This is a genomic window from Pseudomonas sp. GM84 (assembly GCF_000282535.1).
GTDB lineage: Bacteria > Pseudomonadota > Gammaproteobacteria > Pseudomonadales > Pseudomonadaceae > Aquipseudomonas.
The window spans coordinates 17722-33213 of record NZ_AKJC01000123.1; the positions used below are offsets into that span (position 1 = coordinate 17722).

Genomic DNA, 15492 nt, shown 5'->3' on the forward strand with positions numbered 1-15492 from the left:
GGTATGTGCAGTCCTGTAGGCGCTGGCTTGTCGTGGCGACGAACCGCAGCGATTGGGCTGCAAAGCAGCCCCCTGCAATGCCAATCAGACCATCGCCAGATGCTGCTTGCGCGTCGGCCCTGGAAACGCCCGGTCAATTGCCCGCAAGTCCTCACCGGTCAAGGTCAACGCCCCAGCCGCCGCATTCAGCCGCACATGTTCAGGCACCACGGCCTTGGGAATGGCAATCACCCCGTCATCGCGCGTCACCCAGGCCAGGCTGACCTGCGCCGGCGTCGCCCCATGGCGTTCGGCGATCTCGCTCAGCAGCGGATGCTGCAACAGGCGCCCGGCCTGGGCCAAAGGACAGTAGGCCATGGTCGGCAACCCGCGTTGCCGGCTCCAGGGCAGCAGGTCGAACTCGATGCCACGCTGCACCGGGTTGTACAGCACCTGGTTGGTGGCGCAGTCAGGATTGTGCAGCTCGCGCAGGTCATCGACATCGAAGTTGGAAACACCCCAGCGACGAATCTTGCCTTGCTCGCGCAACCGCTCGAACGCCTCGACGGTTTCCTCCAGCGGGTATTGGCCGCGCCAGTGCAGCAGATACAGGTCGATCACGTCCGTACCCAGCCGTTGCAGGCTGCGCTCACAGGCCGCCGGTACGCCGCGCCGGCTGGCATTGTGCGGGTATACCTTGCTGACCAGAAACACCTGGTCGCGACGCCCGGCAATGGCTTGGCCGACCACCTCTTCGGCACCTCCTTCGGCATACATCTCGGCGGTGTCGATCAGGCCCATGCCCAGGTCGATGCCTTGCTGCAGGGCGGCCACTTCGGCGGCCCGCTGGGCCGGGTCTTCGCCCATGTACCAGGTGCCCTGGCCAATGGCCGGCACGCTGCAACCTGCCAGTTTCACGTAACGCATGTCACCTCCGGAGCTTGGGTATGGGAAAGCAGCACCTCGAGCAGCGCTTGCGCTGCGGTGGAAAGCTTGTGGTCGCTCAGGGCCATCACACTGATACGCCGTTCGATCGCGGGTTCGACCAGCGTGACGCAACGCGCGCCAAGCTCCTGCATCTGGCTGATGCACAACGCCGGCACGGCGCTGACGCCCAGGCCGCTGGCGACCATGCGGCCGATGGTGGACAGCTGGTGGCTTTCGAACGCCACGGCCAGTTTGCCGTGCAAGGCGGCGACATTCTGCTCAAGCAGCAGGCGCACCGCCGAAGGGCGTTGCAGGGCGATGAAGTCCTCGGCCAGCAACTGTGCCCACGTGACCTCGCGCTGAGCGGCAAGCGGCGAGTCGGCGGGCACGACCGCGACGAAACGGTCCAGGTACAGGGGATGGAAATTCAAGCCATCGCTGTTGTCGGGTTCGAAGCCGATGCCCAGTTCGACGCGGCGGTGACGCACCAGTTCCAACACCTGCTCGTTGATCACGTCGTGCACCGTGACGTTGACCTTGGGGTAGCGTTGGCGAAATACCTTCAGGCTGTGCGGCAACAGGTTGCCGGCAAAGGCTGGAATGGCCGCGACCGATACCCGGCCCAGCTGCAGGGTGAAGCGCTGGCGCAGCATTTCCTCGGTGTCGTCCCAGTCGGCCAGCAGGCGACGGGCCAGGGGTAGCAGCACTTCGCCCTCGGCGGTAAGGCTGACACTGCGGGTGGTGCGGGCGAGCAGGGCGCCGCCAAGGTTGTCTTCCAACGCCTTGATGGTCAGGCTCAGGGCCGGCTGGGAAACATGCAGGTGTTCGCCCGCCTGGGCAAAGCTCTGGTACTTGGCCACGGCGACGAAGGCGCGCAGTTGCTTGACGTTCATGGCAGGCTCACGGTTTGTTTTGGAAATATTATCAATCGATGATGAAAACAAAATTAACAAATCAGTCGCCAGCGGTGAAGATGCATGCACTCGCTCACCGACAGCCTCGTCGGTTCAACAACTACAAAAGGCGGATCAGCATGGCCGGATTGGACAAGCGCGTAGCTACTTATGAACAGGCCCTTGAAGGCCTGACCGACAACATGACGGTACTGGCCGGCGGCTTCGGCCTGTGCGGCATCCCGGAAAACCTCATCAACGAGATCTGCCGTCGCGGCGTCAAGGGCCTGACCGTGGTCTCCAACAACTGCGGCGTCGATGGCTTCGGCCTTGGCGTACTGCTGAAAGACCGGCAGATCCGCAAGATGATTGCCTCTTATGTAGGGGAAAACGCCGAATTCGAGCGCCAACTGCTCAGCGGCGAGCTGGAAGTCGAACTGACCCCGCAAGGCACCCTGGCCGAGAAAATGCGCGCTGGCGGCGCCGGCATCCCCGCATTCTTCACCGCCACCGGCTACGGCACCCCGGTTGCCGACGGCAAGGAAGTGCGCGAGTTCAACGGCCGCAAATACATCCTCGAAGAATCCATCACCGGCGACTTCGCCATCGTCAAGGGCTGGAAGGCCGACCACTACGGCAACGTGGTGTACCGCAACACCGCGCAGAACTTCAACCCGCTGGCGGCCACCGCCGGCAAGATCACCGTGGTCGAAGTGGAAGAGATCGTCGAGCCCGGTGTGCTGTTGCCTAGCGAGATCCACACCCCGGGCATCTATGTCGACCGGGTCATCGTCGGCAGCTTCGAAAAACGCATCGAAAAGCGCACCGTCAAGGCCTGAGCGCCGTCCACCAGAACAACAAAGAGATCCTGACCATGGCATTGACCCGCGAACAGATGGCGCAACGCGTCGCCCGTGAACTGAAGGACGGCTACTACGTCAACCTCGGCATCGGCATTCCGACCCTGGTGGCCAACTATGTACCTGCCGACATGGATGTGATGCTGCAGTCCGAAAACGGCCTGCTCGGCATGGGTGAATTCCCCACCGAAAGCACCATCGATGCCGACATGATCAACGCCGGCAAGCAGACCGTCACCGCCCGCCGCGGCGCCTCGATCTTCGACTCGGCGCAATCGTTCGCCATGATCCGTGGCGGCCACGTCGACCTCACCGTACTGGGTGCCTTCGAGGTGGATGTGCAAGGCAACATCGCCTCGTGGATGATCCCTGGCAAGCTGGTCAAGGGCATGGGCGGCGCCATGGACCTGGTGGCCGGTGCCGACAACATCATCGTCACCATGACCCACGCCTCCAAGGACGGCGAGTCCAAGCTGCTGTCGCAATGCAGCCTGCCGCTGACCGGTGCCGGCTGCATCCGCAAGGTGCTGACCGACCTGGCTTACCTGGAGATCGAGGACGGCGCCTTCATCCTGCGCGAGACTGCGCCGGGCGTGAGTGTCGAGGAAATCATCGAGAAAACCGCCGGCAAACTGATCGTACCGGACGATGTGAAGGAAATGACCTTCTGATTTCACCCGCTGTGCACTGACCCTGTTGGAGCGGGTTTACCCGCGAATGCGAAGGCCACGATACCCGAGCATTTGCAGGTAGACCTGTTCCCGCAGGGTTTTTTGCGTTGTACCTGCAATTCGATAAAACCAATAAAAGGAAGTAACCGTGGAAGTAACCGTGGCCGCTGAAATGCAAGACAGCCGCTCCGCCCGCTTTGCCCTGCGCTGCTCCAACTGGGCCGAACGCTGGTTCCCAGACTCCTGGGTATTCGCTGCCCTTGCGGTGATGCTGGTATGCCTGGGTGCCCTGGCCATGGGCGCAAAGCCCACCGACACCGCAAAGGCCTTCGGCGATGGCTTCTGGAGCCTGATCCCGTTCACCATGCAGATGGCCTTCGTGGTCATCGGTGGCTACGTGGTGGCCAGCTCGCCGCCCGCCGCGCGGCTGATCGACCGCCTCGCGCGGCTGCCGAGCAATGGCCGCTCTGCCGTGTGCTGGGTAGCGCTGATTTCGATGCTGGCGTCGCTGCTCAACTGGGGCCTGTCGCTGGTGTTCGCAGGCCTTTTGGTGCGTGCGCTGGCGCGTCGCACCGAGTTGAAGATGGATTACCGCGCCGCCGGCGCCGCCGCTTACCTGGGCCTTGGCGCCGTTTGGGCGCTGGGCCTGTCGTCTTCGGCCGCGCAGTTGCAGGCCAACCCGGGCAGCCTGCCGCCGTCGATCCTGTCGATCACCGGGGTGATTCCGTTCACCGACACCATTTTCCTGTGGCAGTCGGGGGTGATGCTGGTGGCGCTGATCGTCGTCTCGCTGGTGATTGCCTATGCCACCGCTCCCGGGGCGAACAGCGCGCGCAGCGCCCAGGACTGCGGCGTCGACCCCAGCTTCACGGCCCCGCCAACGCCCCAGCGCACCCGCCCCGGCGAGTGGCTGGAATACAGCCCGATCCTGATTTTGCTGCTGGTGGCCCTGGCGGGCGGCTGGTTGTACCAGGAGTTCGCCACCAAGCCTGCAATCACCGCGATTTCCGGGCTCAACACCTACAACCTGCTGTTCATCATGCTCGGTGCCTTGCTGCACTGGCGCCCGCGCAGTTTCCTCGATGCTGTCGCCCGCGCCGTGCCGACCACCACCGGGGTGCTGATCCAGTTCCCGCTGTATGGCTCGATCGCGGCGATCATGACCCAGGTGAAGGGCGTGGACGAGCAGACCCTGGCGCACCACATTTCGCTGTTCTTCACCCAGATCGCGACCCATGACACCTATGCACTGCTGATGGGCGTGTATTCGGCAGTGCTGGGCTTCTTCATCCCCTCGGGCGGTGGCAAGTGGATCATCGAAGCCCCCTACGTGATGATGGTGGCCAACGACCTGCAGTACCACCTGGGCTGGGCCGTGCAGATCTACAACGCTGCCGAGGCGCTGCCGAACCTGATCAACCCGTTCTACATGCTGCCGCTGCTGGGTGTATTGGGGCTGAAGGCGCGCGACCTGATCGGCTTCTCGTTTGTGCAACTGCTGGTGCATACCCCACTGGTGCTGGTACTGCTGTGGGCGCTGGGTACTACTTTGGAGTACGTACCGCCGGTGATGCCTTGAAGTGATGGGGCTGGCCATGCCGGCCCCTTCGCGGGACAAGCCCGCTCCCACAGGTTCGGCGCAGTTCTCAAGCGCAGCGGAGAGCCTGTGGGAGCGGGCTTGCCCCGCGAAGAGGCCAAGCCAGGCACCAGAACAGCCTGGAAGGCGGCGGGGGTGTCAGTGCTGGCTGTTCAGGTCTTCGAGCAATGCCGCCAAGTTCGCCCGCCCTTGTTCATCCAGGCCGAACACCGGCCGACGGGGTTCACCCACCGGCAACCCGGTCAGGGCCAACCCGGCTTTGATCGTTGCCGGCAAGCCACCTTTGAGAATGAAGTCGAGCAACGGCAGCTGGCGGTAGAACAGTGCGCTGGCTTGCTTCAGGTCACCTGCCAGCACGGCCTGATAGAGCTGCTGGTTCAGCGCCGGGATCAGGTTCGGCGCCGCCGTGCACCAGCCTTTGGCCCCGGCCACGAACGCTTCCAGCGCCAATGGATTGCAGCCGTTGTAGAACGGCACCTGGCCTTCACCCAGCAGCTGCAGCTTGTGCATGCGCTGAATGTCACCGGTGCTCTCCTTGACCATGGTCACGTTGGCGACCTCACGCACGATCCGCAGGATCAGCTCCACCGGCATGTCGGTACCGCTGGTGGCGGGATTGTTGTAGAGCATGATCGGGATATCGATGGCTTGGCCGATGGCCCGGTAATGCTGAAGGATTTCCGCTTCGCCGAGCTTCCAGTACGCCGCCGGCAGCACCATCACCGCATCGGCGCCGTGGTCCTGGGCGAAGCGCGCACGGCGCACGGCACCGGCGGTGGTCAGGTCGGACACGCTGACGATGGTGGGGACGCGCCTGGCGACCTGGGCAAGGCTGTATTCGGCCACTTGCTGCCATTCGTTGTCGCTCAGGTAGGCGCCTTCGCCGGTGCTGCCCAAGGGCGCGACGGCCTGCACGCCACCGTCGAGCAGGCGCTCGATGGACTGGCCGAGGGCCGGCAGGTCGAGGCGCTCACCGTCGGCGCTGAACGGGGTGATGGTGTAGCCGATGATGCCGTTGAATTCTGTGGTCATGGTTGTGGGCTCCGCAAGCAAGGCATTCTGGGGTCAGTTCAGGCAGTCGGCGTGGGCACGCAGGCTTTGCCGGGCAAAGTAGTTGAACGCAGCGCCATGGCGCTTGGGCCGGTCGATCCAGTCGTGCGCTTCGCGCCCCAGCGCCGGGGCGATGGGCTTCACGGTGCCGGCGGCCATGGCCAGTAACTGAAGACGTGCGGCGCGCTCGATCAACTGGGCGTAGACGCAGGCCTGTTCGATGCTCGTGCCGGTAGAGAGCTGGCCGTGGTGCGAGAGCAGGATGGCGCGCTTGTCGCCGAGGGCGGCACTGATCAGCTCACCTTCTTCGTTACCCACCGGCACGCCCGGCCAGGCTTCGAGGAACGCGCAATCGTCGTACAGCGGGCACAGGTCCATGTGCGAGACCACCAGCGGCACTTCGAGCATGGACAGGGCCGCGACGTGGGTCGGGTGGGTGTGGATGATGCAGTTCACATCCGCACGCGCGCGGTACACCCAGCTGTGGAAGCGGTTGGCCGGGTTGGGCATGCCATGGCCTTCGAGGACGTCCAGGTCCTCGTTGACCAGCAGCAGGTTGCTGGCATTGATTTCGTCGAAACCCAGGCCCAGTTGCTGGGTGTAGAAGGTGCCTGGCTGCGGCCCTCGGGCGCTGATCTGCCCGGCCAGGCCAGAGTCGTGGCCATGGTCGAAGAGAATTCGGCAGGTCAGGGCCAGCTTTTCCCGTACAGTCCACGTATTATCGGCAAGCGAGCCTTGCATCTGCGTCAGGGCTTTTTGCACCAGCTGGTCTTTGCTGTGTGTCAGGGTCTTGGCCATGGGGGTGTCCTCTGTGGCGTGATGGTCGATGTCAGTGCTTGCCCGCCTCGATGCTTTGGTCGGTGGAGAGGCGGTCAATCATATGACACAAATTATCCTATATGACACAAAGTGTCATGAGCAAGTGGGTTCGCCTGGGAAAGCTGCTTCACATGTCTATCCGATTGAAATTGCTGAGAAAAAAACTGGGTATCACGCTTGAGGTGTTGGCCGGGAAGGCCGGCATGACCAAGAGCTACCTGTCCAAGGTCGAACGGGGCTTGAGCACGCCGTCGATCGCGGCCGCGCTGAAGCTGGCGCGGGCGCTGAACGTCAATGTCGAGGAGCTGTTCGCCGAGGAACAGGCCGGGCAGAGCCGCTACAGCCTGGTGCGCCAGGGCGAGCGTCAGGCCCTGGTCGGCGATGGTCATGGGCCGGGCTACGCGGCGCTGACCCACCAGGTCGGGCAGCGCAGCCTGTTGCCGTTCCTGATCCAGCCGCCGACCGAGTTCAGTGACCCGACCTTCAAGGAGCACCAGGGCGAAGAGTTCCTGTTCGTGCATGAGGGGCAGGTGGAAGTGGACTTCATGAATGAGCGCGTCTTGCTGGCGCAGGGCGATGCGCTGCACTTCAATGCCCAGACCCCGCACCGCCTGCGATCGGTAGGCGCACGCCCGGCGCAGCTGCTGGTGGTGGTCCACGACAACGGCGAGTGAGGGCCGATCGATGATCGAGGTGTCGCGGTTCTGGCGGGATCCGGCTTTGCCCTTCGTCGAAGCCCGGCGCGTCGGGGACGGGCGCAAGGTGTGCTATGCGGCCCATTCCCATGAGAGTTTTTCCATCGGCGTGATCACCGGTGGGCATTGCACCTACTTGAGTGGAGCCCGCCAGGTCGAGCTGAGCGCCGGCTCCACGGTGCTGATGAACCCGGGCGTGGTGCACGCCTGCAATCCGATCGCGGGGCAGGGCTGGTCGTACCTGATGCTGTACGTCGACATGCCGTGGTTGCAGGCGCGTGGCTTCTTGCTGCCGACGCAGACCTGGAGTAGCTCGCCTGCCTTGTACCACCGGTTGCTGCAACTGTTCGCCGATCTGTTCGACAGCGCGAACGAGAATCGGGAGGCCGGGCTGGCCTGCTTTTTCGGCGAGCTGCCCGGTTACCTACACGCCGTCGAGGGGCCTGCACGTACCCAGCACCCGCGCCTGGAAACGGCTGCAGCGTTCATTCGCGCACACCGGGCCGACCCGCTGAGTCTTGAAGATATCTGTGCTGCCAGCGGCCTGTCCCGGTCCTATCTGATACGCGCCTTCCGCCAGCGGTTTGACCTGACGCCGCATGGTTACCTGCTCGACCAGCGGGTGCAGCATGCGCGCGCGCAACTGCGCAGGGGCAGGGCGATTGCCGAGGTGGCGGTGGAGGCGGGGTTTGCCGATCAGGCGCACCTGCAGCGGGCGTTCAAGCAGCACCTGGCGGCGACGCCTGGGCACTATAGAAATGGGCTGGCCCTATCGCCGGCAAGCCGGCTCCCACAGGTTCTCCACTGCCCTCAAGGGCAAAACAGCACCTGTGGGAGCCGGCTTGCCGGCGATGAGGCCAGTACGGCCAGCATCAGAAAACCAGATACCCCGCACTGATCACCAGCAGCACAGCCAAGCCGCGATTGAGCAACCGCAAGTACCGCGGCTCACTCAACGACTGCCGAATAACGCTCCCCGCCCAAGCCCAACTGGCCACCGAGACAAAACAGATTGGTGCATAGATCCAGGTAAACCACCACAACAGCTGTTGCTCCCCGCCGGTATAGGCACCCACGCCCGCGACCGCTGCCAGCCAGGCCTTTGGATTCAGCCACTGCATCACGGCGCCATGCCAGGCCGAGGGCGCCTGATGCTGATGCTCGCCGCCCAACTGGCCGTTGTCGCTTGCCAGTTTCCAGGCCATGTACAGCAAAAACGCCACGCCGCCCCAATGCAGCGCCACGCCCAGCAACGGCCAGCGTATCAATAGCTCGTGCAGGCCCAGCCCCACCAGTACCAGCAGCAGGCAGAACCCCAGAGTTGCCCCTGTCACATGTGCCAGGCTCGCGCGCAACCCGTGGCGAACGCCACTGCCCAGCGCAACGATGTTCACCGGGCCAGGTGATATGGAAGCCGCCAGTGCGAAGGCGGCCATGGAAAGTGACAGGCTCATTGAATGTGTTCCGCGATGAAGGATGTCCGGGCATCCTGCCGCCCCGTCAGGCAGGCGTATTGAAGAAAAGTGCCCAGCGGCTTTGTTACAGGTTTTGTAATAGTTTTGCGCTATCAGAAAAACCTGCTGTGCTTGTAGGATCACCGTCCCTAATTGCTATCAAGGTCCCCATGAGCACCTTCGCGGAGCCCCCCAGTCCCCGGCCGTCCCGGCCATCTTTCCCCCGTCCCCGTGACGCCTTCTTCGTGAGTACCCGCTAATGGAATGGCTAGCCGACCCCACGGCCTGGTTAGGCCTGTTGACGCTTATCGTCCTCGAGTTGGTGCTGGGTATCGACAACCTGGTGTTCATCGCCATCCTGGCGGACAAGCTGCCACCGCATCAGCGCGACCGCGCGCGGGTGATCGGCCTGAGCCTGGCGTTGATCATGCGCCTGGGCCTGTTGGCCAGTATCTCGTGGATGGTCACCCTGACCGCGCCGCTGATCGAGGTGTTCGGCAAGAGCTTCTCCGGCCGTGACCTGATCATGCTGTTCGGTGGTGTGTTCCTGCTGTTCAAGGCCACCATGGAGCTGCATGAACGCCTTGAGGGCCACGTCACCCAGGCCAGCGGTGCGGTACGCCACGCGGCGTTCTGGCCGATCGTGGCGCAGATCGTGGTGCTGGACGCGGTGTTCTCGCTGGATGCGGTCATTACCGCTGTGGGCATGGTCGAACATCTGTCGGTGATGATGATCGCGGTGATCTTCTCGATCGGCATCATGATCGTCGCCAGCAAGCCACTGACCCGCTTCGTCAACGCCCACCCGACCGTGATCATGCTGTGCCTGGGCTTCTTGATGATGATCGGCTTCAGCCTGACCGCCGAAGGCCTGGGCTTCCATATCCCGAAAGGCTACCTGTACGCGGCGATTGGCTTCTCGATCCTCATCGAGCTGTTCAACCAGTTGGCCCGCGCCCGTCGCAAGCGCAGCCTGCAGCAGCACCGGCCGCTGCGTGAGCGCACGGCCCATGCCGTGCTGCGTCTGCTCGGCGGGCGTCGGGTCGAGGCTGACGAGGTCGGCGAGGAAATCGCCGACCTGGTGGCGGGTGGCGAAGAGCAGGTGCTGTTCGACCGACGTGAACGGGTGATGATCAGCGGGGTGCTGAACCTTGCCGAGCGGCCGATTCGTACCGTGATGACCGCCCGTGCCGAAGTCGATGTGCTTGACCTGGCGCAGCCTGCGGCCGCCATCTCCGAGGCCCTGGCCAACTCGCCGTATTCGCGTCTGCCATTGATTCGCGACGGCCGCATCGACGAGCCGCTGGGTTTCGTGCACAAGAAAGAGCTGCTCAAGGAGTTCTTGTCGGGTGCCGAGCCCGACCTTGAACGCATGGCCCGGGCACCGTTGAACCTGCTGGAGAGCTTCAGCATCCTCAACGCGCTGGAACAGATGCGCAGCCAGTCGACGCACATTGCCTTCGTGGTCAACGAATTCGGTGACTTCACCGGCCTGTTGACCATGACCGATATCCTTGAGTCGATCGCCGGTGAATTGCCGGATGCCAGTGAGGTGGAAGGCCCGGCGATCGTGGAGGAGGGGAATAGCTTTGTGGTCAGCGGTGCCCTGAACCTTAGCCAGGTCCAGGCCCGTACCGGCTTTGCCGCCCGTGCGACGGAGGACTACCAGACCCTGGCGGGCCTGGTGATGAGCCTGCTGGATCGCCTTCCGGTGGTCGGTGACCACCTGGCCTGGAACGGCTGGAGCATGACCGTAGTGGCGGTGGAGGAGCGGCGGGTGCGTCAGGTGCGCCTTACACCGAACGTCGACGCTGACGCAGCAGGTGCTTGAAACCTTCGAGCACCAGTACCAGGACTGCAGCCCAGATCGGCAGGTAGGTCAGCCACTGATCCGGGCCGATGGTCTCGCCCAATAGCAACGCAACGCCGACCAGCAGCACAGGCTCCACGTAGCTGAGCAGGCCGAACAGGCTGAATGGCAGCAAGCGGCTGGCCAGCACGTAGGCGATCAGGGCCGAGGCACTGATCGCCCCGAGCAGTGGGATCAAGCCGTACAGGCCAGGGTGCGCCAGCAGGTCAGCGCTGGTCAGTGGCCCTTGGCTGACGAAGTACAGGGCCCAGGGCAGCAGCAGGCACATGTCGCACCACAGGCCACCCAGGTGGTCGGTGCGGCAGCGCCGGCGCAGGACGAAGTAGATCGGGTAGCCGATCGTCACCAGCAGCGTTTCCCAGGCAAAGCTGCCGTTCTGGTACAGCTCGTGGCCCACGCCCAGTGCGGCGCAGCTCACCGCCACTTTCTGCAGGCGCGACAGACGTTCTCCATAAGCCAGGCGACCGGTCAGCACCATCGCCAACGGCAGGAGGAAGTAACCCATCGATACTTCCAGGCTGCGCCCGTGCAGCGGCGCCCAGAGGAACAGCCACAACTGCACACCCATCAACCACGAGGTGCCAACCATGCCCAGCAGCAGGACAGGTGTCTGGCGCACGCGTGCGAGCAAGTCTCCAACCCGCTTCCAGTCCTTGCTCACCAGCATGAACAGGGTCAGGCAAGGGAGCGTCAGCAGGGTGCGCCAGCCGAAGATTTCTTCGCCATCGAGGGGGGCAAGCAGAGAGGTATAGAAGTACATCACGGCGAACAGACAGGACGCCATGACCGAACAGAGAATGCCTTTTGACACGAATGCCTCGGATAGGGGGAGTGAGCGGGTGGATCAGCCGCGCATGATCTCAGGGGGCGCGCCCTGCGGCAACTGCTCAACCCCTGGCCGGGTGGCCAATGCCTGGAGAAATTCGGCTGCCGGCATCGGCCGGCCGAACAGGTAGCCCTGCTGGAAGTCGACGCCGTGTCGGGCCAGGTAGTCGCGCTGGACCTCGCTTTCCACACCTTCGGCGACCAGGCCCAGGCCCAGCTTGCCGGACAGTTCGATGATGCTGTCGAGGATATGCAGCGAGAGCGCATCGCCACCGATCATGGCCACGAAGCTCTGGTCGATCTTCAGGTAATCGACCTGGAACTGGCGCAGGTAACTCAGGCTCGACTGGCCGGTGCCGAAGTCGTCGAGGGCAATCATCACGCCCATCTCATGCAACTTCTCGAACAGCTCCAGGGCGACCGGGGAGGCCTCGATCAGCTTGCGTTCGGTCAGTTCCAGGGTCAGCACCACACGTCCGGGCGGGAAATGTTGCAGGAAGGTGCGGCAATCGTCGAGCAGCTCGAAGTTGCGGCAATGGTCGGCGGTGATGTTGATGGCAATGTGAAAGCCATCCTCCATCAGCGCAGCGTAGGGGGCCAGGCTGTGCGCGGCGTGCAGCATCAGCGCCCGGGTCATGTCGACGATCTGCCCGCTGTGCTCGGCATAAGGGATGAACAGGTCGGGGCGTACCAGGCCTTCCTGCGGGTGGTTCCAGCGCATCAACACTTCGGCGCCTGCCCAGCGGTAATCGTCCTTGCGCACTACCGGCTGGAAATACGGCAGAAACTCGTCGGCCTCCAGGGCGCGGCGCAGTTCGGCACGCGGCGAGTTGGCCCGGCGGATCTGCCAGCGACAGGCGATGCCGGCCACCGCGCCCAGCAACAGCAGCAGGCTGAGCAGCGCCGGGTAGTGGCTGCGCAGCAACTGGCCAGGGGTGCCGTCGCTGTAGCCGCCGTGCACGCTGAACGGGTAGCGCGTCGAACTTTGCGTCACTTCGGCGACAGGGGCGCGGGGCAGCTGGCCTTGGTGCACCAGGCCGTCCTTGCCCATCCAGTCATCGCCCACCCGCAGTTGCAGTTCCTGGTTGGGGCCGATCAGGCGCAGTGCGGTCAACAGGTGTTCGCCGTCCACGGTGGTAATGGCGCCGCGTTCGCCATCGCTGGCACGGTACACCAGCAAGGCACGGCCCGGTGTGACCGAGTTGCCATCCATCAGCCACAAGGTGCCATCGGTGTAGTCGCGGGGGTCGACAGGCTCGTCGAACTCGCCGAACAGCGACGTGCAATAGAGGGTATTGTGCTGGAACAGGTTGGTCGAACGCACGAAGGCATTGCGGGTGAGCTCGCCGCGCAGCGTCAGCTGGGTCTGTTCGCACGGGCTGCCGGCCAGGGGCAGCAGGGCCTGGGCGGTACTGGAAAGGTTGTCGAGGATATGTTCGATTTGCTCCACCACCTGGCGCGTGGTGGCTTGGCTGTCCGCACGCAGCTCGCGCTCGATTTGCCAATTCATCACGATCAGGCCGAATCCCAGCGGCAACGCGCCAACTATCCAGGGGAGCAGGGTGCGCCAGCTCCAACGGGCAGGGCGTTTAACGGTAAGGGGCATGCTGGCCTAATCTTGTGAAAGGTAACCTGCAGAGGATAGCCGTTTGTCGGCGCCGGTGGAGAACAAAAGCGCGACAAGAGAATTTACGCACTGTAGAATCGGTTTACGAATACAACAATAAGGTCCTTCATTTGCTGAAGGATCAACCCCACCGAGAATGGTCCATATGACATACCCTGGGTTCAAGCTGATCATTGGTGACTTCCTCGCCCGCAGCGTGCGCGGTATCCCCTGCTCACCGCCATTGCCGTTCCACATCCCACGCATTCAATAATCTTTCGCTGCAGATGAGGACACGAACATGGCTGATATCTTTGAAAATCCAATGGGCCTGATGGGCTTCGAATTCATCGAACTGGCTTCGCCGACCCCAGGTGTGCTTGAGCCGGTATTCCAGATACTCGGCTTCACCAAGGTGGCCACTCACCGCTCCAAGGATGTTCACCTGTACCGTCAGGGTGGCATCAACCTGATTCTCAACAACGAGCCCAAGAGCATCGCCTCGTATTTTGCCGCCGAGCATGGCCCGTCGGTTTGCGGCATGGCCTTCCGCGTGCGCAATGCCCATGAAGCCTATGCCCGTGCGCTTGAGCTGGGTGCCCAGCCGGTGGAGATCGAAACGGGCCCGATGGAGCTGCGCCTGCCAGCGATCAAGGGCATCGGCGGTGCGCCGCTGTACCTGATCGACCGCTTCGAAGAAGGCAGCTCGATCTACGACATCGATTTCAACTTCATCGAAGGCGTCGACCGCAATCCCGCGGGTGCGGGCCTGAAAATCATCGACCACCTGACCCACAACGTCTACCGCGGGCGCATGGCGTACTGGGCCGGGTTCTACGAAAAACTGTTCAATTTCCGTGAGATCCGCTACTTCGACATCAAGGGCGAATACACCGGCCTGACGTCCAAGGCCATGACTGCGCCCGACGGGATGATCCGCATTCCACTGAACGAGGAATCGTCCAAGGGTGCTGGCCAGATCGAAGAGTTCCTCATGCAGTTCAACGGTGAAGGCATCCAGCACGTGGCGTTCCTCACCGATGACCTGCTCAAGACCTGGGATGCCCTGAAGGGCTACGGCATGCGCTTCATGACTGCGCCGCCGCAGACCTATTACGAAATGCTCGAAGAGCGCCTGCCAGGGCACGGTGAGCCGGTCGACCAACTGCAGGCCCGCGGTATTCTGCTTGACGGTGCTTCCGAGTCCGGCGACAAACGTCTGCTGCTGCAGATTTTCTCGGAAACCCTCCTGGGGCCGGTGTTCTTCGAGTTCATCCAGCGCAAGGGCGATGACGGCTTTGGTGAAGGCAACTTCAAGGCGCTGTTCGAGTCCATCGAGCGCGACCAGGTTCGTCGTGGTGTGCTCAACGCTGAGTGAGCCCAGCGTAACGCCGTCAACGCGGGTTGACGGCGTTACCGCCTCGAGGGCCGCGTCGGAACATGGCCCAGTAGATGATGGAGCCGGTGACTATTCCGATCAGCACCAAAGAGGGGAGCACCAGGATCATCGACTGGCGAGCCTCCTGGGCGGAGTAGCCTTGTGCATAGCCGACCTTGAGGGTATAGCCGTACTTTTCCGATACAGCCGTCTGAAAATACTCGGACTGAGAAGGCCGGGACAGACCGCTCGCGTCCCCATTCCAGATGTAGGCGTCGCCAAATTCGAGCAGCAAGGTCAGCCCGTCCTGGAAAGCACTGAGTTCATCGCGCAGTTGATCGGCATAGCTGGTGGCCGTCGCACTGAAATCATCGCGCTGAAGCTGGTAGAGGAGAACGGCGCGACTCGGTGTCAATGTGGCGTCGACAATCAATTGCAGTGGCGCTTGTATCTCGGCGAAATCGATCGCGCCGTCAACGACACCCGCCAATGAACTGCAGTAGACCTCGCGGTTCTGGCTCAACGTGAGCGAGCGCAAGTATTGCGTCTCTGTGACTTGCTTGATCAGGCTTGGTTTCACCTCTGCACAGGGCTTGCCTGACAGTGTCAAGGCGTTGCTGACAACAGCATCTAACCTGTCCAGCGACAAATCGACTGAATAAATCGCTTCCTGTAAGGAGATCCGCGCGTTTTCCGCGAGTTTTCGATCCTGCTGGTAAACCATCACCGCGAGGCCTGAGGCGACAGGTATCAAGCTGATAGACAAGACCAGCAGAACTTCCAGCAGGGAGCGACCGATCATGGTGGTTCTTGACATAGGCCTGCGGCCCTCCGCTTCAAGGCTGTCCGGGATGGGCAGTCGAGCGAA

Annotated in this window: 15 protein-coding genes; 7 read left to right on the forward strand and 8 right to left on the reverse strand. The window is 62.9% G+C overall.

What is annotated here, in order from left to right; translation table 11 throughout:
• Nucleotides 1-84 precede the first annotated feature (84 nt).
• Both PMI38_RS10880 and PMI38_RS10885 read right to left on the reverse strand, forming a co-directional pair.
• Nucleotides 85-906 (reverse strand): aldo/keto reductase, encoded by an 822-nt coding sequence (locus PMI38_RS10880; protein WP_008093759.1) that lies wholly within the window; start codon nucleotides 904-906, stop codon nucleotides 85-87.
• Nucleotides 894-1799 (reverse strand): LysR family transcriptional regulator, encoded by a 906-nt coding sequence (locus tag PMI38_RS10885; protein WP_008093760.1) that lies wholly within the window; start codon nucleotides 1797-1799, stop codon nucleotides 894-896. Before PMI38_RS10885 ends, PMI38_RS10880 begins: the two co-directional genes overlap by 13 nt.
• Nucleotides 1800-1939: 140 nt before the next feature.
• On the opposite strand from PMI38_RS10885, the gene PMI38_RS10890 reads away from it, so the two are divergent.
• The 3 genes from PMI38_RS10890 to PMI38_RS10900 all read left to right on the forward strand — a co-directional run bounded on the left by PMI38_RS10890 (nucleotide 1940) and on the right by PMI38_RS10900 (nucleotide 4909).
• Complete coding sequence (locus PMI38_RS10890) at nucleotides 1940-2638, forward strand: CoA transferase subunit A (RefSeq protein WP_008093761.1); 699 nt, start codon at nucleotides 1940-1942, stop codon at nucleotides 2636-2638.
• A gap of 35 nt (nucleotides 2639-2673) precedes the next feature.
• The gene (locus PMI38_RS10895) at nucleotides 2674-3330 is read left to right on the forward strand and encodes a CoA transferase subunit B (protein ID WP_008093762.1); all 657 of its coding nucleotides are present in this window, start codon (nucleotides 2674-2676) and stop codon (nucleotides 3328-3330) included.
• 172 nt (nucleotides 3331-3502) lie between these two features.
• On the forward strand, nucleotides 3503-4909 hold the full coding sequence (locus PMI38_RS10900) for a short-chain fatty acid transporter (protein WP_162130464.1): 1407 nt from the start codon (nucleotides 3503-3505) through the stop codon (nucleotides 4907-4909).
• Nucleotides 4910-5065: 156 nt separating this feature from the next.
• On the opposite strand, the gene PMI38_RS10905 is transcribed toward PMI38_RS10900, so the two are convergent.
• Nucleotides 5066-5959 (reverse strand): dihydrodipicolinate synthase family protein, encoded by an 894-nt coding sequence (locus PMI38_RS10905; protein WP_008093764.1) that lies wholly within the window; start codon nucleotides 5957-5959, stop codon nucleotides 5066-5068.
• A gap of 33 nt (nucleotides 5960-5992) precedes the next feature.
• Nucleotides 5993-6775, reverse strand: a complete 783-nt coding sequence (locus PMI38_RS10910) for an aldolase (protein WP_008093766.1) — start codon at nucleotides 6773-6775, stop codon at nucleotides 5993-5995.
• A gap of 152 nt (nucleotides 6776-6927) precedes the next feature.
• On the opposite strand from PMI38_RS10910, the gene PMI38_RS10915 reads away from it, so the two are divergent.
• Nucleotides 6928-7470, forward strand: coding sequence for a helix-turn-helix domain-containing protein (locus tag PMI38_RS10915; RefSeq protein WP_043273415.1), 543 nt, complete (start codon nucleotides 6928-6930; stop codon nucleotides 7468-7470).
• A 10-nt stretch (nucleotides 7471-7480) separates the two neighbouring features.
• On the forward strand, nucleotides 7481-8389 hold the full coding sequence (locus PMI38_RS10920; protein ID WP_008093768.1) for an AraC family transcriptional regulator: 909 nt from the start codon (nucleotides 7481-7483) through the stop codon (nucleotides 8387-8389).
• Here the strand turns inward: PMI38_RS10920 and PMI38_RS10925 are convergent.
• On the reverse strand, nucleotides 8364-8945 hold the full coding sequence (locus PMI38_RS10925) for a LysE family translocator (protein ID WP_008093769.1): 582 nt from the start codon (nucleotides 8943-8945) through the stop codon (nucleotides 8364-8366). The two genes, PMI38_RS10920 and PMI38_RS10925, sit on opposite strands and share 26 nt — an antisense overlap.
• A gap of 259 nt (nucleotides 8946-9204) precedes the next feature.
• Between PMI38_RS10925 and PMI38_RS10930 the strand changes: the two genes are divergently transcribed.
• On the forward strand, nucleotides 9205-10776 hold the full coding sequence (locus PMI38_RS10930; protein WP_008093770.1) for a TerC family protein: 1572 nt from the start codon (nucleotides 9205-9207) through the stop codon (nucleotides 10774-10776).
• On the opposite strand, the gene rarD is transcribed toward PMI38_RS10930, so the two are convergent.
• Together rarD and PMI38_RS10940 are read right to left on the reverse strand one after the other, a co-directional pair.
• On the reverse strand, nucleotides 10739-11626 hold the full coding sequence (gene rarD, locus PMI38_RS10935; protein WP_008093771.1) for an EamA family transporter RarD: 888 nt from the start codon (nucleotides 11624-11626) through the stop codon (nucleotides 10739-10741). The genes PMI38_RS10930 and rarD overlap by 38 nt on opposite strands.
• A gap of 33 nt (nucleotides 11627-11659) precedes the next feature.
• Nucleotides 11660-13246, reverse strand: coding sequence for an EAL domain-containing protein (locus PMI38_RS10940; RefSeq protein WP_008093773.1), 1587 nt, complete (start codon nucleotides 13244-13246; stop codon nucleotides 11660-11662).
• Nucleotides 13247-13547: 301 nt separating this feature from the next.
• Between PMI38_RS10940 and hppD the strand changes: the two genes are divergently transcribed.
• Nucleotides 13548-14624, forward strand: coding sequence for a 4-hydroxyphenylpyruvate dioxygenase (gene hppD / locus PMI38_RS10945; RefSeq protein ID WP_008093775.1), 1077 nt, complete (start codon nucleotides 13548-13550; stop codon nucleotides 14622-14624).
• A gap of 16 nt (nucleotides 14625-14640) precedes the next feature.
• Here hppD and PMI38_RS10950 read toward each other — a convergent pair whose 3' ends face one another.
• Nucleotides 14641-15426: a CSS-motif domain-containing protein gene (locus PMI38_RS10950; protein ID WP_157214864.1), complete on the reverse strand. Its 786-nt coding sequence runs from the start codon at nucleotides 15424-15426 to the stop codon at nucleotides 14641-14643.
• Nucleotides 15427-15492 lie beyond the last annotated feature (66 nt).